This is a genomic window from Nocardia sp. 852002-20019_SCH5090214 (genome assembly GCF_001665865.1).
Classification (GTDB): Bacteria; Actinomycetota; Actinomycetes; order Mycobacteriales; family Mycobacteriaceae; genus Nocardia; species Nocardia nova.
This window is the reverse complement of sequence record NZ_LZMK01000419.1, coordinates 95,683-113,392: the sequence shown is the minus strand read 5'-3', so window position 1 is coordinate 113,392 and position 17,710 is coordinate 95,683. Positions and strand designations below refer to the sequence as shown.

Genomic DNA, 17,710 nt, shown 5'->3' with positions numbered 1-17,710 from the left:
GATCGTGATTCCGGGACGGGGTGCGGCGCCGGTTGCCGATGCTCCGGTCCGGGGCGGGCCGGCGATCAGTTCCGGCTGCGCCACCGCGACCGGCTCGAGCTCGGCGCGCGGCAGATCCTCCCATTCCGGCACCGGCACGAAATACGGTGCGACCGGGCGCTTCAGGAATTCCATCTCGCCGTCGGCGCCCTTGCGCAGGTTCAGGTGGTAGCGCCACTCCTCGTCGTTGCGTTCGGGCAGGTCGGCGCGGTCGTGGTACAGACCCCACCGCGATTCGGTGCGGGTCAGCGAGGACCGGGCCGCCATCTCGGCGCAGTCGCGGATGAAATCGACCTCGGCGCACCGCATCAGTTGGTGCGGGGTGTCCGCGCCCATCTCGGCGATCTCCTGCCGCATCCGCTCGAAGGTCTCCACCGCGAGCGACAGTTTGGTCTGAGTCTTCGGCGGCGCGACGTAGTCGTTGACGAAACGACGCAACTTGTATTCGACCTGCTGCTGCGGCGGGCCGTCGGGATGGCGCAGCGGACGGTAGATCAGTTCGTGCGCCGCGGCCAGCTGATCATCCGGAAGAGTCTGCGGCGCAGGCACTTCCGTAAGCGTCGACGACGCGTGCTCGCCCGCCAGATCCCCGTAGACGAACGCGCCGATCATGTAGTTGTGCGGTACGCACGCGAGATCGCCCGCCGCGTACAACCCCGGGACCGTGGTGCGCGCGTGTTCGTCCACCCACACGCCCGACGCAGAATGTCCACTGCACAAACCGATTTCGGAGATATGCATCTCGATGTCGTGGGTGCGGTAGTCGTGGCCGCGGTTGGCGTGGAAGGTGCCCCGGGTCGGTCGCTCGGTGGTGTGCAGGATGCCCTCGAGCGCGTCGAGCGTCTCCTCGGGCAGATGCGAGACCTTCAGATAGATGGGCCCGCGCGCGGACTCGATCTCCCGCTTCACCTCCGCCATCATCTGCCCGGACCAGTAGTCCGAGTCGACGAAACGCTCACCGGCGGCATTCACCTGATATCCGCCGAAGGGGTTCGCGACATAGGCGCAGGCCGGCCCGTTGTAGTCCTTGATCAGCGGATTGATTTGGAAGCATTCGATACCCGACAACTCCGCGCCGGCGTGATAGGCCATCGCGTACCCGTCGCCGGCGTTGGTCGGATTCTCGTAGGTGCCGTACAGATAGCCCGACGCCGGCAGCCCGAGCCGGCCGCACGGTCCGGTCGCCAGGATCACCGCCTTCGCGCCGACCGCCACGAACTCCCCGGTCCGGGTGTTGAGCGCGGCCGCACCGACCGCGCGACCGCCGTCGGTGAGGACCCGCACCGGCATGAGCCGGTTCTCGATCCGGATCCGTTCCCGCATCTTGCGTTGCCGCAGGACGCGGTAGAGCGCCTTCTTGACGTCCTTGCCCTCCGGCATCGGCAGCACATAGGAGCCCGAGCGGTGCACGCGGCGCACCGCGTACTCGCCGTAGGCGTCCTTCTCGAACTTCACGCCGTAGCGTTCCAGCCGTTGCACCATGGCGAAACCGCGGGTCGCGGTCTGATACACGGTGCGCTGGTCGACGATTCCGTCGTTCGCGCGGGTGATCTCGGCGACGTAGTCCTCCGGCTCCGCCTTACCCGGGATGACGGCGTTGTTCACGCCGTCCATGCCCATGGCCAGCGCGCCGGAGTGACGCACGTGCGCCTTCTCCAGCAGCAGCACGTTCGCGCCGTTCTCCGCGGCGGTGAGCGCGGCCATGGTGCCGGCGGTTCCGCCGCCGATCACCAGCACATCGCAGTCCAGGCGCACGGTGTCGGACAGCTCGGGAATCTTCATCAGCGCACTCCAGGGAGGTGAATAGTCGGGGCGGCTCAGGCAGCGGCCGACCGCGGCGAACGATCGAGAGCGGCGAGGATTTCGGCACGCTCGGCACTGCGATCGACGTCCTTGCCGCGCGGGTTCGGCACCGCGATCAGCGAATGCAGGGCACGGTCGGTGCCGCCGAGCACCGCGACCCGGTCCCCGAGGGTCAGCGCCTCGTCCACGTCGTGGGTGACGAAGACGACCGTGGTGGGATGGGTCTGCCAGGTTTGAATCAGAAGTCGTTGCATGGTGATTCGCGTCGGAGTGTCCAGAGCGCCGAACGGCTCGTCCATCAGTACCGCGCGCGGCGCCCCGGCCAGCCCGCGCGCGAGTTGTACGCGCTGGCGCATACCGCCCGACAGGCTCTTGGGCAGATAGTCGCCGAAACCGGTGAGCCCGACCTCCTCGATCCAGCGCTCGGCCTGCGCTCGGCGGGTAGCCCGCGGCTCCCCGCGCAACTTCAACGCCAGTTCGATATTGGAACGCACAGTGCGCCAGGGCAACAGCGCATTGTCCTGAAACACCATCGCCCGATCGCGGGAGGGCCCGGTGATCGCGTCGCCGTCCGCGAGCGCGCGTCCGGAGCGGGGCGGCAGCAGGCCGGCCAGGGCGCGCAGCACCGTGGATTTCCCGCATCCGGACGGCCCGGTCAGGACGAGGATCTCGCCCGCGCGGATATCGAGTGTCAGCCCGTCCAGCACAGGTGCGCCACCGTAGCGAAGGTCCACCCGATCGAGTCGCAAACCCATTGCGCTCGAGCTCATTTCGTCACCTCTCCCGCACGCGGCAGCCAGCGGGTGGCGCGCCGTCCCAGCAATTCGATGGCCGCCGAGGTGGCGAAGCCCAGCACGCCGATGGTGATGATGCCGACGAACACACCGGGATAGTCGACGATCGTGTATGCCTGCCAGGTGCGGTAGCCGATGCCGAGGCGCCCGGAGATCATCTCGGCCGAAACCACACAGATCCACGCCACGCCGATCCCGACCGACAGCCCGCTGAACACGCCCGGCAGGCTGCCCGGCAACACCACCCGCACCAGCACGTCCCAGCGGTTACCGCCCAGCGTGCGCACCGATTCCTCCCAGATGGTCGGCAGTGCCCGCACCGCGTGCCGGGTGCTCACCATGATCGGGAAGTAGGCGGCGAGGAAGGTGATGAACACGATGCCGGCCTCGTCGGTGGGAAACAGCAGGATGGCCACCGGCACGATCGCGACCGCCGGAATCGGGCGGGCCAACTCGGTCAGCGGTCCGAAGATGTCGGCGAACCAGCGTGAACGCCCCAGTGCCACCCCGGTCGCGACACCGATCACCGCGGCCAGCCCGAAGCCGCTGAGAATGCGGATCAATGATTGGCCGAGGTCCAGCCAGAAGGTGTCGGTCTGCACCTGTACCCGCAGCCGGTGCAGGATCTGGGTGACCGTCGGCAGCGTATCGAAGCGAACCCACAGCCGAAGATGGTTGGCGGTCAGCACTTGCCAGGCGATCAGCGCGATGACGATGGAGGCCACCCGAACCAGCCGCGAGCCCCACAACCCTGCGGTGCCGTGGTGTCCGGCGGGCGCAGTGGTTTCCCGTGCCGCGGTGATGTCCGGAGCGCCGGCGTCGACCGGGATGGTGGTGGCGCTCACGACCGCACCTCACCGATGGCCTGGTCGTAACTCACCGCGACCGCACCGGGGTGGCGGGCCTGATACCGCTGCACCGCGCCGGGGGTGATGAAGGGCAGGTAGGTATCGCCCTCGCGCACCCACTGCGCCTTGTCCGCGAACCAGCGAGTGCCGAGTTCCGCATCCGGCACGTAGGCGGCGCGGACCTTCTTCCCCTGCGCCCGTGCGGCTTTCACCGCGCGCAGCAGATCGGTGGGGTTGCCCGCGGGCTGTGCGGCAGCCTGGCCGTCGAACCAGATCTCGCCGGCGAGGGCCGCATCGGAGACCGGTTTACCGGTGCTCGGGTCGGTGCCCGTGATCGGCGCGGGATCGGCGAAGTTCGCCACGGCCGCCTCGTAATTCACACCGCGTTCGGCGAAGGCTTTCCGCAATGGGGCGTCGTCGACGAATTTGTCGATATCGAAATCGGCGAAGTCGCCGATCGACTTCAGATACGGAACATCACCCTTGAACGCCTGGACGAGCTGCGGCTTCAGGGGCGTGTCGAACGAGGTTCCCCCGGGTCCGTTGTAGAGGTAGACGACCTCCGCCGGCAGTCCGGAGTTGTCAGCGACCAGCTGCGCGGCTTCGAGCGGTTTCGCGTGCAGGAAATCGGTGGCGTCAAGTTGCGCCTGCAGGAATGCATCGAGCACCTCGGGATGGGATTTCGAATAATCACGACGTGCCACCACACCGTGGAATGTCGGCACGTTCAACTCGGCGCCATCGTAGAGCAGCTTGGCCTTGTCCTGGAAAACGAGCAGGCCGGGCCATGCCACGAATTGCGAAAGCGCCTGCACCTGGCCGGATTCCAATGCGGACGCGCCGATCTGCGGCTGCTGGTTGAGCACGTCCACACCGTGCGCGGGGTCGATGTTCGCGCGGCTCAGAGCCTGGCGCAGAGTGCCGTCACCGGCGGAGCCGACGCTCGCGGACACCTTCTTGCCCGCCAGATCCGACAGCGACATCGCCGTCGAATTCGGCGCGGTGACAACCATATTCAGGGAACCCCGCGGCTGGTAGCCGGTGATCGAGACCAATTCGGTGGCCGAACGCTCACTGGCGGAGGTTCGGGAACCGTTGATCAGCAGGGGGTAATCGCCCATCGAGCCGATATCGATCTTCTCGGCGATCATCTGCGCGGTGATCGGCGCGCCGGTGTCGTAGTCCTGCCATTCGACCTGATATTTCGGGCCGCCCTTCGCGGTCAGGTCGTTCAGGCGATTCTCCAGGAAACCCTTGGCGCGCAGCAGCGTTCCGGCGGTGACGGTATTGATGGTCTTGGACTGATAGCCGACGACCACCCGGACGGTGTCCCCGGATCCGGTCTGCTCGAGCGAGCATCCGGCGGCCAGGGTGGCGATCAGGGCGGCGGCGGCCAGTATGCGGCCACGACGGTACTTCATGGTATTTCCTCGAAATCGGGCCGAGGGCGGCCACTGAAAGATTCCGCTGCGCGATTCAGCGCAGCAGATACGGCATATTGACGGTGACGGCGCCGGTGGGACAGCGCGCCGCGCACGGCCCGCAGTACCAGCACTCGTCGACGTGCATGAACGCCTTGCCGTTGTCCGGATTGATCGCCAGCGAATCCAGCGGGCAGATCTCCACACATAGCGTGCATCCCTCGATGCACAGCGATTCGTCGATGGTTACCGGGACATCAGCCCGCTGATTGACCGACGCCATGGCGGCTCAGCCTCCAATCGTTGCTTTCCGTGGTGCGAATCAGGCTGTCGCGCAGGGTGATCCGATCACCACGCATGCGTATGTACTCGAGATCCACCGGGCGCCCGTCGGCGAGATAGGTGAGACGTTCCAGCAGCAGCAGTGCGCTGCCCTCGGGGGCCTGCAGGGTGGCGGCGCTGTGGATGTCGGCGGTGATGGCCTCCACCGCCAGATCGGCCGAACCGAGCGACTGGCCGCTGATCTGTTCGATGAGCCCGAAGATGTCCTCCGACCGCAGATCGCAGTCGAGTACCTGCTCGCCGATGTCCGGCGCCAGATAGGTGTGGTCCAGGCTGAGAGGCAGATCACCCAGGTAGCGCAGCCGCTCCAGGTAGACCGCGGATTCGCCGGGCGCCAGGCCGAGCCGGTTGGCAACCGCGGGCGGTGGCGTGAGGCGCACCGCCGCGCGCACCTCGTTGCGCACCTCGCCGTGCCCGCGCAGCGTTTCCTTCAGACCGCGCAGGCTGTCCAGGCCGTGATCGTATTTGCGTTGCGCCACATAGGTTCCCACTCGCGGGACACGGCCGATGAGGCCCTCGTCGCGCAGCAGTGCCAGTGCCTCGCGCACCGCGTTGCGGGAGACGGCGAATTCCGCGGCGAGTTCGGATTCGGTGGGCAGCGGGTCGCAGCACTGGCCGGTGTGGATCTGCTGGCGCAGCACATCGGCCACCTGTCGGGCCCGATCCGCCTTGCGGATGGTGCGGGCGCCGGCGGCTGCCGCCGTAGTCTCCGCCCCGGAAGCCGGGTGGTCGGCAGCGGACCCGTGCTGCTGACGCAGGGGTACCGGATCGGCCGTCATCTCCACCTCCTCACGCTTGTGACCTGCGGTTTCCGAGCGTAACGGCGGGGCCCGGGCGGGAGCGCCGGCCGCATGGGCGGCGCCGGCCGGGCGTGCGGTTATCCGCCGCCCGCCCGAGCGTCGGACCTGCTGAAATCCGGGCGATCGAAGGTAATGCGCCACCTGCGGCGATGCGGGCCCGCATTCGAATCAGTGTGAGCGCAATATGTGCCGTGACCGTTCGCTGGCGCGGCGCGGAATCGGGGTGTTACCGTTTTCCACATGTCCACCAGCCGTTCGAACCGCGCACGGGTCACCTATGTGACCGTGGCGCTCGGTGTGCGGCTGCCGCGGCAGCGGGAACTGTGTTGTTCCCGGCCGCGCAGCTGAGACCGCTCCAGTCGTCCGTCTGTCGACCCTTTTCGGGCCCTTCTCGCTGCCTTGTTGCCGATGTAGTCGTCTCTTCACGAGACTTTCGACAAGGACTTCGCCCCATGACGAGCCCCATCCTCGAACGACAGTCTTCCCCTTCTCGTCCGCGGCCGGTACGCAGTGTGCCGCGGCCGGTGGTGCCGCCGGAATTGCGGATCACCGACAACCCGGCGGCCGCTGTGCTGCGTGCCGCCACCCGCGGACCCATCTTCCGCGACAACGCCGCTCAGACAACCGGTTTGAGCATCGCCACCGTGAATCGGCAAGTGTCGGCGCTACTTTCGTCCGGACTGTTGCGAGAGCGCGCCGACCTCACCGCATCCGGTGCGGTCGGACGCCCGCGCGTGCCGTTCGAGGTCGATACCGACCGCTTCGCCACACTGGGCGTCCATATCGGTGCGAATCTCACCCGGATCGTGGCCGCCGATCTGTCCGGCCGCATTCTCGGCGGGTTGGAGATCGCCACCCCGCAGGCCGCGCAGGAGGCGGCCATCACCATCATCGCGCGCAGCGCCAAGGCCTTCCTGGACCGATTACCGCGGCGCCGGCCGTTGTGGGTCGGTGTGGCGCTGGCCGGACGGGTCGATCCCGTCGCCGGCGTCGTGGATCATCCCCGCCTGGATTGGCAGTCGGCGCCGGTCGGCCCGATCTTCGCCACCGTGCTGGACCTGCCGGTTTCGGTCGCCGCCCACGTGGAGGCGATGGCCGCGGCCGAACTGCTGCTCACCACCGGTGCGCCGGATCGCTCCGGCGCCCAGGACCGGCCCGGCAGCAGCCTCTACATCTACGGCCGGGAGACGGTCGGTGTCGCGGTCACGCTGCACGATCGTGTCTACACCCCGGCGAACGGCCCGGGTTCGATCGCGCATCTGCCGACCGGATCCGATATCGATTGCTCGTGCGGCCGGCGGGGTTGCTTGGAGGCCACGGTCGGCGAGGCGGCCGTGCTGGCTCGCGCCGTGCGCGCCGGCATCGTGCCGAAGCGGGAGGCGCCGCGGAAACCGGTGATCGCCGAGCTGTACCGTGCCGCCGAACAGGGTTCCGCCCCGGCTCGCGACATGCTGTTCGAGCGGGCCGAAATCCTCGGCAACACCGCGGCTCTGGTGCGCGACATGTTCAATCCCGATCGGGTGGTGCTGGGCGGACAGGCCTTCACCGGATACCGGCCGGGGCTCGAACGAGTCGTGCAGGCCTTCGGTCGCGCCACGACTCTCGCCCCGGCGGATCTGCGGATCAGCCGATTCGGCGGGCGGGTTCAGGAGCATGCCGCGGCCGTCACCTCACTCAGCGTCTGCTACGCCGATCCGCTGTCGGCGCTGCGCCGGGCAACGCGCTCGCGCTGAGGACCCGGGCGCTCGCGCTGAGGACCCGGGCGCTGGCGCTGAGCAGACGAGCGGCGGCCGAGTCCACGAGCGAAGACTCGGCGGCCGGGGCGGGTCCACCGTCCCGGCCGTGGCTGTGGCCCTATGCGGGCTTGACGCCGGTCAGCACACCTGTCGACGGTTGCACCGTCCGATACTCCAAGTCCTGAAATCCCGCTTGCTCCAAGGGATTCCGATACCGCCGGATATCGATCTCGGTGGGATCCATATGCCTGCTGAGCAGCTTCGTCAGCCGCCCGTGCACACCCACGGGCGCCATATCGGCCAGGAGAACCCGTCCACCCGGCCGTAGTACCCGCCACATCTGCGACAGGGCGTTCCCACGATCCGCCTCGGGAATGTGATGCATCCCGAACGTGCAGGTGACGACGTCGAACGAAGCGTCCGGCAGCGGCAGCGACTGGGCCACGCCGTACTCGAAGCGGCAGTTCGTCCGGTTGCCGGACCGGGCGGTGGCGTACTCGACCATCTCGCGGGCGGCATCGATACCGACGACTTCACCGCGGGGACCGACCCGGTCGGCCAGCGCGAACACCAATGTGCCCGGGCCGCTGGCGATATCGAGGGCGCGTCCGCCGGGTTCCGCGCCACTGGCGGCGGCGAGGGCGGCCGCGTGTCGTCGGCGTCTGCCGCCGAAGAAGACGGTGGTGAACGCGCTGTAGCCGCGCGGGTTGGTGATCAAAATGCCCTGGGGGTCTTGTTCGATTCGGAACATGTCTTCATGATCTGGTGAAGCGGCTGCTCCCACCAGAGGCAAAAGCATCGAAACCGTTCGTTTCCGCACACCCGGAGGCACAGTGTCCGATAACGACCGCCGCGTCCGGCGTACCCGCAGCACGCTGCATCGCGCCCTGATCGAGCTAATGATCGAACGCCCCTACGACCGGATCACCGTGCAGGACATCCTCGACCGCGCCGATGTCGGCCGTTCGACGTTCTACGCCCACTTCCGCAGCAAGGACGACCTGCTCGTGGTCAGTGGAACCGAATTCCTGCGTGCGGCGCTCGCCCGCCGCTCGGGTGACCCGATACGAACCATCATCGAACTGGCCGAGGGGCATCGCGAGGTCTACCGGGCGCTGCTCGGCCCGAAGAGCACCATGGTCGTCGTACGTGGCACCCAGCAGATGTTCGCCGAGATCCTGGCCGGCCAGGGCAGCGCGGAGCCCGAGACCACATTCCTGTCGTGGGGGCTGGTCGGGTTGCTGCCCGCCGTAGCCGAAGGCCGCACCACCCCTCGGGCGGCCTACGAGGTCATCCGGCGGGTCAGCGACCCGCCGTCGTGAAAAGCCCCTCCAATGCGGTGATGAAATACGGGAAATGCCCGGCGAACCGGTGCAGATTCCGGTCGCGATCGAAGCCGCCGAACCAGTAGAGCCCGGCCTGACGATCGGCCCCGGGATCCACATCGCGGAAGGTGCGGATCCAGTTGTCGGCCCGGCCACCGATGATCGTGAACGGTAGCGCCCGCGAGAACAGCAGTTCGCGATCGGCCGGCGGGATCTGATCGGGCCGCTGCGCGTCCAGACCGTTCTGCAGAGCTTTCACCTGTGTGGCGAGCGCGCGGCCCGCGGCGGTCCGCGCCGGCAGATACCGGCCGAGTAGCAGCATGGCCGCGCCGCCGAGCGCGATGGCCACGCCGACCAGCGCATATCCGCCGGCGACGGCGAGGCCGACGGTGGCCCCCACCCCGATCACCAGCAGCGCGACGCCGATCCAGAAGGCGAGTCCCCGCCGATCGTGATCGATCAGCGTGCCACGTTCGAGCGCGTCGCGGCGCAGCGCGGAGCGTACGGGCTCGGCGGCGACGCGACCCGGCGCCCGCAGTTCCGACAACAGAACCGAGTCGGCGCCCTCGGGCAGCAGGGTCGTATAGACGTGCTTTTCGTAGCTGCGCAGTTGATCGTCGACGGGATTCACCCGGGTGATGCGCCAGTCCGAATCGCTCACCGGCGCGATCCACAGATAGCGCCGCACCGCCAGATCCACCACGGTGGCGGCGATATCGGCGGCATCGGCGGAGCCGTCGAGCAACAGTCCCGCCTCACCGGGCAAAATGCCGTCGGGAGAGACGAATTCGCTGTGGTTTCCGTTGCGCTGCACCGGATCCAGAGTTCCGGTGGCGGTCAGGGCCGCGGCGTCCTGGCGGCGAGCCCAGGCCAGATAGGCGCCGAAGGCGGCCAGCGCCGCCAGCAGGACACCGAAGGCGATCAGCACCGGTGCGGTGACGGCGAAGGCGCCCGTCCCGCGGCCGCCGCGAATATCGGCGTTGGCCTTCACCGTGCCGGGCGGTACCTGCAGGGTCACATCGAGAATGTCGCCCTTGTGCAGATTCTCCTCGTGCATGGTGAGCACGCCGTCCGGTTCGACGCGGGCGTCGTTGCATTTGCGGGTGCTACCCACCGAGCCGACCGTGCAGTCGGCGATCCCCATCCGGTAACTCGGGCTGATCACCGAACCGTCGAACGAGGCGACATCGGTGTTGAGGGCCCCCGTCCAATGGAACAGTTGCGTACCCGGCGCATCGCTGACCGTGCCGTGCACGGTGTACTTGAACGACGACTCCCCCGGCGGCGCGTCCACGCTGAACACATCGCCCGCCACCTTCGCCGAACCCGGTCCGGTACTGGAGATGTCGGTCACACCGAAACGGCGTTCACTCCCGTCGTCGCGTCCCACCCGCAACGGCAACGCCATGTGGAACTGACCACCCGGCGGTACCTTCACGGTTTCCGCCACCTCGAGCAGACCGGCCTCGCTGAGTTTGACATCCGCGATGATCGACACACCCGCGGGCTCCTGTGCCCGCGCGGCCGGTGCTGCGGCGAACAGCCCGGCCGCTATCAACAACAGAGCGCCGAACGCGCCCCCCCGAAAGATCAGCATGGGGCAGTAGCTTAGCGGTGGGCCATTGTGCGAGCAGGCGTCGCGAATCCGGCGGCTTGCTATTCTGCGTCGGCGGCTGTCGCCGGAGAGTGGTGGCTGTCGCCGGATGAGGAACGGACAAGGGGGAGTGGGGGAGTGAGTCGACCACCCTACGGGCACGGCCCGAATCCGCGGGGCGGACGGCCGGTTCCACCCCATGCTCCGGGCGGCCGGCAGCGTCCGGGACCGCCGCCGGGATACGGCCACACGGCACCGCCCGGATATCCGCAGCCCGGCTATGCAGGTTACGCACCGCCCGCCGGGCCTCCGCCGTACCCCGCCGCTCCGGGTTACGGCGGGCATCCCGGATACGCTGCGGGACAGGGTTATCGACCGTCCGCGCCGCCCGGACATCGTCCACCCGTGCCACCGCCGCGGCCGTACGGTCCGGCCGGTCCGCGCTCCGCTCCGCCGCGCAAGCGAGGTGGCGGGGGCTTCGGCGCGGTCGTCGTCGTGGTGCTGCTGATCGTCACCTCGGGCCTCATCCGCTTCGCCGTGCGGACCGGATTCGACGCCGCCTCGCATACGGGAGAACACGGCAACTACAGCTACAACCCGCCGCCCGGAAAGGATTCCGCGGGCGTCCCCGAGACCGGCGCCAATCCGCTCCTGGCCGATCCCGGTTCGCCGCTGAATCCGGCGCGCTGTCCGTACACCCCGTGGAGCACGCAGGTCGACGCCGCGCGCGCGTTCTTCGACAGTGCCGCAGCCTGTCTGGCCGACGCCTGGAAGCCGGTGCTGGAGCAGGCGAAGTTGAGTTTCACCCCGCCGAAACTCGTTGTCACCGCGAGCACTTCGGGCATCACCACGCCGTGCAGTGGATCGAGCAGCAATTTCGCGGCCTTCTACTGCGGTGCGGATCAGACCATCTACATGCCGATCAGTCAGCTGCAGACGGATATGTTCCACGATCACTGGGAGATCTACCTCTCGGTCTTCGCCCACGAATACGGTCACCACATCCAGGCGCTGTCCGGGATTCTCGGCGCGGCCAACAAACAACGCCGCCAGACCGGCCTCTACAGCGACGAGGGGCTCGACCTCTCCCGGCGAATCGAATTGCAGGCCAACTGTTTCGACGGCATGTACTTCGCGTCCTCGGCAGGCGGGAAGTCGCTGACGCCGGTGCAGGCGCAGTCCGCGCGCAAGGATGCCTACGGCCGGGGTGACAGCGCCGGCGATATGCGCAGCCACGGCACCGCGGAACACGCCGGCGACTGGTGGAGCACCGGATTCGACAAGAACGCGACCGCGCCCTGCAACACCTTCATCGCGCCGTCCGGACAGGTGAGCTGATCCGCCATGCCGCAACCGCCGAGATACCCACCGCCGCACGGTGTTCCGCCGCACGGGCGCCCGCCTTACGGCCCGCCCGGGTACGGACCACCACCCGGATACGGCCCGCCGCCGGGGTATCCGCCGCCCGGTCCGCGACCACCGTACGGTGCGCCGCTGCCGCCGCCGGGTGCGTATCCGGTCGGTCCGTACGGCGGTCCGCCGTTGCCGCCGCCCGGCTATTACGGCCGTCCCTATCCGCCGCCGAGGTCCGGTGGCGGCGCGGTCGGTGCGGTCTTCGCCGTGCTGTTCGTCTTCGTGGTGGTCGGCGGCTTGGTCGCGTTCGCGACCATGGGAGGTCGTGACAATTCGTCGGCGTCGTCGTATTCGACGTCGGCGCCGAGTTTCACGTATACGACGCCGACGTGGGCCACGAGCACGAGCGACCCGACCGCGTCCAGTTCCGAGGTCACCACCTACTCCACCTCGGCTCGCGCCACCACCACCCGGGCCGCGACGCGAACCACGCGTGCCGCGCCGACGTCGACGAAACCGGCCGGACCGCAACCGGTTGTCGCCACCGCGAACAATCCGCTGTTCGGCGATCACGACTCCGGCCTGATCAATATCGAATGCGGCTATCCGCGTTGGGGTTCGAGTGTCGCGGCCGCCACCGCCTTCTTCAACGCGGAGAAGGACTGCCTGGACCGGATGTGGCAGCCGGTCCTGCAGGCGGCGAACCTGCCGTTCTCGAGTCCGACGGTCAGCGTGCCCGCGCGCGGTGTGGACGCCGTCTCGCCCTGCACCAGTTCGGGCGGCAATTACGCGGCGTTCTACTGCTCGACCAACAACACGATCTATATGCCGCTCGATCACCTGCAGGTCGAACAATTCGGCGACCAGGCCGAGATCTACGCCTCGGTGTTCGCACACGAGTACGGACATCACGTACAAGGGATCTCCGGCATCTCCGACAAGGAGAACAAGGATCGCTACGACGCGGGGGTGCGGTCCGCGGTCGGATTGGAGTTGTCGCGTCGCCTGGAGCTGGAAGCGCAGTGCTTCGGCGGAATGTGGGTGGGCTCATCGCAATTCGTCGGCTCGCTCACCACCGATCAGGTCGGAAGGATTCGTCAGACCAACTATCGTCGCGGCGACCGAGCGGGCGATATGCGCGATCACGGCACGCCCGACCACTACGGGGCGTGGTACGACCAGGGACACGACAACAACCGCACCTGGATGTGCAACACCTGGAACTCGCCGTCGGATTCGGTGTCGTGACCGGCGGCCGAATCCGGTCGGCGTGAGCGGTCGGCCTATCCCCGCTCCCGCAACTGCGCCAACCACCGCGCACCCTCGTCGGGATCCGGCGTTTCCCCGCCGATGACGTCCAGGACCGCATGCCCGAGGCAGGCCGCCGCCATGACCCGGTCGGCGACGGCTTCGGCGTCGCCCCACGGCAGATGGGGTTTGGCGATGAGCAGCGACGCGATGCCGTGGGCGGCGGCCCAGAGTTCGAGCACCAGCGGCATCGGGTCGCCGGGCGCGATCACGCCGGAGTCCATCGCCTCCTGTACCGTCTGCGAAAACCGTTGGAACGCACCACTACCCAGCACCACGTCCACCGCGGAGGGGCCTTCGCCGGGTGAGGCGGCGGTGGCGACTCGGTATTGACCGGGATGCTGCAAGGCGAAGCGCACATAGGCCAGGCCCTGCTGACGCATCCGGGACATGGGCGAGACGGTCGGGTCGCTCGCGGCGCCGATGGCCGCGTCGAGATCTTCGAACACCTCCGCCACCGCGGCATCGATGAGGTCGTCCTTGTCGGCGAAGTGGCGGTAGATCGACGGTGCGGTGACGCCCACCGACTTGCCGACCTCACGGATCGACACCGAATCGGCATTGCCGGTGCGAGCCAGCAACTCTCGTGTCGCGGCGAGGATTTCGGCGCGCAGCTCGGTACCGGAGCCGCGGGCGGAACGGGGACGGCTCGAACGTGTCACGGCCGCCCCGCCGGTTCCGGTTCCGCGGCGCGCTCCGGCGTCGCGGGCGTGGGATGTTCGGTGAGACCGAACCGCTCGTGCCAGCGTGCCAAGGGGCCTGGGGCCCACCAGTTTCCGCGGCCCATCAGCCGCATCAGCGCCGGAACCAGCAGCATGCGGATGACGGTGGCGTCGGCCAGCACGGTGATCGTGAGACCGAGACCGAACATCTGCATGAACGACACCTTCGCGGTGATCATGGCGCCCAGCACGATCGCCATCAGCAGGGCGGCCGCGGTGACGATGCGACCGGTCCGGGCGACACCGATGGCCACCGAACGGTCGTTGTCGGCGGCGGTGCGGTCGGAAGCCAGCCAGGCCTCGCGGATGCGGGAGAGCAGGAACACCTCGTAGTCCATCGACATCCCGAAGGCCAGGCAGAACATCAGGATCGGCATGGTGGGCACCAGGAAGCCGGTGGGCGTGAAGCCGAGCAGTCCGGAGAAATGCCCCTCCTGGAAGATCCACACCATCATGCCGAACATCGCGGTCAGCGACAGCGAGTTGATCACCACGGCCTTCAGCGGGAGCACCACGCTGCCGGTGAACAGGAACAGGACCACGAAGGTCGCCAGTGCGATCAGTGCGATCGCCAGCGGCAGCCGTTCTCCCAGGGCGTGCAGGGAGTCCATGTTCATCGCCGCGGCACCGCCGAACAGCGCCGGCGAGGGCGCGGGCACATCGCGCAATGCCTGCAGCTGATCCTTCGCCTGTTGGGAGTACGGATCGAATGTCGATGTGACGGTGAGATATTGGCCCGAGTCGCCGGCCATCCCCGGCGCGGCACCGCCCATCCGGGCGCCGGACACGTAGACGCCGCTACTCGACAGCACCGCGTTCACGCCGTCGACCTTCGACAGCGCCGTGGCGTAGCCGCTGATCGCCTGGGGTTCACTCGGCGCACCCGGCAGCACGATCGTCGTCCCGGTTCCGGAGTTCACGGCGGGGAATTCCGCCCGCAACTCGTCGCCGACCGCGCGGCTGGTCGATCCGGCGGGCAGCACCCGGTCGTCGGGATAGCCGAATTTCACCCCGAGGAATGGCGCGCCGACCGCGAGCAGCACCGCGATGATCGCGATGGAGACCGGCAACGCCCGCCGCATCACCCAGGTGACCGTGCGATACCAGCCGGACTCGTGCTCCGGTCGCGGTGCGGGCTCGGTGCGGCCGAACAGTTTCCGGATCGCCACCCGCAGATTCCAGGAATTGATCCGGTCCCCGAGCAACACCAGCGCCGCGGGCAGAATCACGATCGAGGCGATCGCCGCGGCCGCCACCACCGCGACCCCGGCATAGGCGAACGACTTCAGGAAGTACATGTCGAAGACGCTGAGCACCGCCAGCGCGAGCGCGACCGTCAGCGCGGAGAACAACACCGTGCGTCCCGCGGTCTGCACCGCGCGCACCGCGGCGGCCTCGTGGCTCGACCCCGCGGCCAATTCCTCGCGGTATCGGCTGACGATGAACAGGCTGTAGTCGATCGCCAAGGCCAGTCCCAGCGCGGTGGTCATATTCAGCGCGTAGATCGACACATCGGTGAAGAGGGTGAAGCTGCGCAGGATCGCGAGCGTGCACAGAATCGCGAAGATCCCGACCGCCAACGGCAGCGAGGCCGCGATCACGCTGCCGAACACCAGGATCAGCACGATCGCGGTGAGCGGGACCGCGATGCCCTCGGCCATCGCCAGATCCTTGGTGACCTGGTTGTTGACATCGTGGTAGACAGCGGCGATTCCGCCCGACTGCACGGTGACACCCGGCGTGGAAACGGGCAGGGAGCTCGCGATCTCACCGGCGGTGCGCTGGGCCTTGTCGTCGCCCCCGGTGAGATAGGCCATGACCAACGCGCTCTTACCGTCGGTGCTGCGCAGTGCGGCGGCCAGCTGCGGCGGACTGGTCCAATACGAGCGGACGCCGACGGTGTCGGAGCGACTGCCGAGCCGGGCGACGATGTCGGCGCCGGCCGAGCGGGCCGCGGCCGACTCCACGCCCTCGTCGGCGTGCACCAGCAGCACCAGATTGGGCTGGGCGCCGTTGAACTCGTCGGCCACCAGTTGTGCCGCGCGGGTGGATTCGGCCTTGTCGGAGGTGAATCCGCCGGCTTGCAGGTGGGCGGTGACCGTGGCGCCGAAGCCGCCGCAGAGCAGCGCCAGGGCGAGAGCGGCGAAGAGCACCCGTTTCGGGTACCGGGTGGCGAGCCGTGCGATGCGGGTCAGCATGAGTGCTCCTCGGGCGGCCGGCATTGGGTAACGGTGTTAGCGTAACGCCGTTACCCTAGCCGGGCGCAAGAGGAGAGCCGGGATCGGTGTCAGCGATCCCCGTCACCGGCGGGTCGCTCACCGCCGTTGTGCGGATGATGACCGAACAGCCCGCGCGGGGCGTGGCCGTGCACGCCCTCCACATAGGCGGTCTCGGCGTGCAGGGCGAAGTCGATGCCGCCGACCTCGTCCTCCTTGCTGACCCGGAAGCCCATCACGCGATCGATGACCTTGCCGATCAGATAGGAGACGCCGAAGGCCCACAGCGCGACCACAACGACGCCGACCGCCTGCTTTCCGAGCTGGGCGAGTCCGCCGCCGTAGAACAACCCGCGCGACCCGCCGGTCATCACCCGGTTCGCCAGCACGCCGATCAACAGGGTGCCGACCACGCCACCGGTGAAGTGCACGCCCACCACATCGAGCGAATCGTCGTAGCCCGCCTTGAATTTCCAGCCGACCGCGAAGGAGCAGACCACACCGGCCGCCAAGCCCACGATCACCGCGCCGAGGGCATTGACCGAACCGCACGAGGGCGTGATCGCGACCAGACCGGCCACCGCGCCGGAGGCCGCGCCGAAGGTGGTCGGGCGGCCGTCGCGGATCTGCTCCACGATCAACCAGCCGAGCATGCCCAGACAGCCCGCGACCAAGGTGTTCAGGAAGACCGCGGCGGCCAGTCCGTCGGCCTTGAACGCGGATCCGGCGTTGAAGCCGAACCAGCCGAACCACAGCAGTCCGGCGCCCAGCAACACGAACGGCAGATTGTGCGGGCGCATCGCGTCCACCTTGAACCCGATCCGCGGTCCCAATACCAGCGCCAAGGCGAGAGCCGAAGCGCCGGAAGCGATTTCGACCACCAGACCACCGGCGAAATCGAGCACGCCGAAGGAAGCCAGCCAGCCGTTCGGGCCCCATACCCAGTGCGCGATCGGAGCGAACACCACCAGCGCCCACACCGGTACGAACACCATCCACGCGGAGAACTTGGCGCGATCGGCGATGGCGCCGCTGACGAGCGCGACGGTGAGGATCGCGAAGGTCAGTTCGAAGGTCGCGTACAGCAGTTCCGGAACGCCGCTGCGCACGGTGCCCGGGGTGATGCCGGTCATCGCGAAATGTTCCAGCCCGCCGATGAATCCACCGCCGGCGTCGTCACCGAAGGCCAGGGTGTAACCGAACAGCAGCCACACCACGGTCACCAGCGGGATGGAGATGAAGCTCATCATCAGCATGTTCAGCACGCCGGTCGTGCGCACCATGCCGCCGTAGAAGATCGCCAGGCCGGGCGTCATGAGCAGGACCAGCGCGGTGCTGGTCAACAGCCACGCCGTGGCGGCGGGGTCGATGGTCGGGGGCACGGACAACTCCTTTTCCACACGCGTTCG

Annotated in this window: 15 protein-coding genes; 4 read left to right on the top strand and 11 right to left on the bottom strand. The window is 68.1% G+C overall.

Translation table 11 applies throughout. The features are described 5' to 3' along the window. The 6 genes from A5780_RS35505 to A5780_RS35480 all read right to left on the bottom strand — a co-directional run. Nucleotides 1-1,821, bottom strand: a 1,821-nt coding sequence (locus tag A5780_RS35505; RefSeq protein ID WP_064911213.1) for a fumarate reductase/succinate dehydrogenase flavoprotein subunit, incomplete at its 3' end; no start/stop codon positions are given. A 35-nt stretch (nt 1,822-1,856) separates the two neighbouring features. Further along, nucleotides 1,857-2,612: an ABC transporter ATP-binding protein gene (locus A5780_RS35500; RefSeq protein WP_064911212.1), complete on the bottom strand. Its 756-nt coding sequence runs from the start codon at nt 2,610-2,612 to the stop codon at nt 1,857-1,859. Continuing rightward, nucleotides 2,609-3,439: an ABC transporter permease gene (locus tag A5780_RS35495; protein ID WP_063011053.1), complete on the bottom strand. Its 831-nt coding sequence runs from the start codon at nt 3,437-3,439 to the stop codon at nt 2,609-2,611. The genes A5780_RS35500 and A5780_RS35495 overlap by 4 nt, the downstream gene beginning before the upstream one ends. 38 nt (nt 3,440-3,477) lie before the next feature. Beyond that, nucleotides 3,478-4,905: an ABC transporter substrate-binding protein gene (locus A5780_RS35490; RefSeq protein WP_064911211.1), complete on the bottom strand. Its 1,428-nt coding sequence runs from the start codon at nt 4,903-4,905 to the stop codon at nt 3,478-3,480. A gap of 55 nt (nt 4,906-4,960) precedes the next feature. Then, a complete protein-coding gene (locus A5780_RS35485) occupies nt 4,961-5,188 on the bottom strand; it encodes a ferredoxin family protein (RefSeq protein WP_030516520.1) in 228 nt (75 codons plus the stop codon). Continuing rightward, nucleotides 5,163-6,026 (bottom strand): GntR family transcriptional regulator, encoded by an 864-nt coding sequence (locus A5780_RS35480; RefSeq protein ID WP_082976911.1) that lies wholly within the window; start codon nt 6,024-6,026, stop codon nt 5,163-5,165. Before A5780_RS35480 ends, A5780_RS35485 begins: the two co-directional genes overlap by 26 nt. 473 nt (nt 6,027-6,499) lie before the next feature. Here A5780_RS35480 and A5780_RS35475 point away from each other — a divergent pair, with 473 nt between their 5' ends. Then, nucleotides 6,500-7,780, top strand: coding sequence for an ROK family protein (locus tag A5780_RS35475; protein WP_064911210.1), 1,281 nt, complete (start codon nt 6,500-6,502; stop codon nt 7,778-7,780). A 121-nt stretch (nt 7,781-7,901) separates the two neighbouring features. Here A5780_RS35475 and A5780_RS35470 read toward each other — a convergent pair whose 3' ends face one another. Further along, a complete protein-coding gene (locus tag A5780_RS35470; protein ID WP_063910683.1) occupies nt 7,902-8,534 on the bottom strand; it encodes a class I SAM-dependent methyltransferase in 633 nt (210 codons plus the stop codon). Nucleotides 8,535-8,616: 82 nt separating this feature from the next. Here A5780_RS35470 and A5780_RS35465 point away from each other — a divergent pair, with 82 nt between their 5' ends. Beyond that, nucleotides 8,617-9,105, top strand: coding sequence for a TetR/AcrR family transcriptional regulator (locus tag A5780_RS35465; RefSeq protein WP_231983200.1), 489 nt, complete (start codon nt 8,617-8,619; stop codon nt 9,103-9,105). On the opposite strand, the gene A5780_RS35460 is transcribed toward A5780_RS35465, so the two are convergent. After that, nucleotides 9,086-10,705: a DUF2207 domain-containing protein gene (locus A5780_RS35460; RefSeq protein WP_063010976.1), complete on the bottom strand. Its 1,620-nt coding sequence runs from the start codon at nt 10,703-10,705 to the stop codon at nt 9,086-9,088. The genes A5780_RS35465 and A5780_RS35460 overlap by 20 nt on opposite strands. A 402-nt stretch (nt 10,706-11,107) precedes the next feature. Here A5780_RS35460 and A5780_RS35455 point away from each other — a divergent pair, with 402 nt between their 5' ends. Together A5780_RS35455 and A5780_RS35450 are read left to right on the top strand one after the other, a co-directional pair. Further along, nucleotides 11,108-12,040, top strand: a complete 933-nt coding sequence (locus tag A5780_RS35455) for a neutral zinc metallopeptidase (RefSeq protein WP_063010978.1) — start codon at nt 11,108-11,110, stop codon at nt 12,038-12,040. 6 nt (nt 12,041-12,046) lie between these two features. Continuing rightward, on the top strand, nt 12,047-13,303 hold the full coding sequence (locus A5780_RS35450) for a neutral zinc metallopeptidase (RefSeq protein WP_063910684.1): 1,257 nt from the start codon (nt 12,047-12,049) through the stop codon (nt 13,301-13,303). 35 nt (nt 13,304-13,338) lie between these two features. On the opposite strand, the gene A5780_RS35445 is transcribed toward A5780_RS35450, so the two are convergent. The 3 genes from A5780_RS35445 to A5780_RS35435 form a co-directional block, all read right to left on the bottom strand. Further along, nucleotides 13,339-14,025, bottom strand: a complete 687-nt coding sequence (locus A5780_RS35445; protein WP_064911209.1) for a TetR/AcrR family transcriptional regulator — start codon at nt 14,023-14,025, stop codon at nt 13,339-13,341. After that, the gene (locus A5780_RS35440) at nt 14,022-16,283 is read right to left on the bottom strand and encodes an MMPL family transporter (protein ID WP_064911208.1); all 2,262 of its coding nucleotides are present in this window, start codon (nt 16,281-16,283) and stop codon (nt 14,022-14,024) included. The genes A5780_RS35445 and A5780_RS35440 overlap by 4 nt, the downstream gene beginning before the upstream one ends. An 89-nt stretch (nt 16,284-16,372) precedes the next feature. Continuing rightward, the gene (locus A5780_RS35435) at nt 16,373-17,683 is read right to left on the bottom strand and encodes an ammonium transporter (protein WP_063011062.1); all 1,311 of its coding nucleotides are present in this window, start codon (nt 17,681-17,683) and stop codon (nt 16,373-16,375) included. Between the last annotated feature and the right edge of the window lie 27 nt (nt 17,684-17,710).

What these genes read in the sequence shown, in the direction of transcription:
- A5780_RS35480 (WP_082976911.1), bottom strand. Translation starts at nt 6,026, where the DNA reads ATGACGGCCGATCCGGTACCCCTGCGTCAGCAGCACGGGTCCGCTGCC.
- A5780_RS35500 (WP_064911212.1), bottom strand. Translation starts at nt 2,612, where the DNA reads ATGAGCTCGAGCGCAATGGGTTTGCGACTCGATCGGGTGGACCTTCGC.
- A5780_RS35470 (WP_063910683.1), bottom strand. Translation starts at nt 8,534, where the DNA reads ATGTTCCGAATCGAACAAGACCCCCAGGGCATTTTGATCACCAACCCG.
- A5780_RS35450 (WP_063910684.1), top strand. Translation starts at nt 12,047, where the DNA reads ATGCCGCAACCGCCGAGATACCCACCGCCGCACGGTGTTCCGCCGCAC.
- A5780_RS35460 (WP_063010976.1), bottom strand. Translation starts at nt 10,705, where the DNA reads ATGCTGATCTTTCGGGGGGGCGCGTTCGGCGCTCTGTTGTTGATAGCG.
- A5780_RS35485 (WP_030516520.1), bottom strand. Translation starts at nt 5,188, where the DNA reads ATGGCGTCGGTCAATCAGCGGGCTGATGTCCCGGTAACCATCGACGAA.
- A5780_RS35475 (WP_064911210.1), top strand. Translation starts at nt 6,500, where the DNA reads ATGACGAGCCCCATCCTCGAACGACAGTCTTCCCCTTCTCGTCCGCGG.
- A5780_RS35490 (WP_064911211.1), bottom strand. Translation starts at nt 4,905, where the DNA reads ATGAAGTACCGTCGTGGCCGCATACTGGCCGCCGCCGCCCTGATCGCC.
- A5780_RS35440 (WP_064911208.1), bottom strand. Translation starts at nt 16,283, where the DNA reads ATGCTGACCCGCATCGCACGGCTCGCCACCCGGTACCCGAAACGGGTG.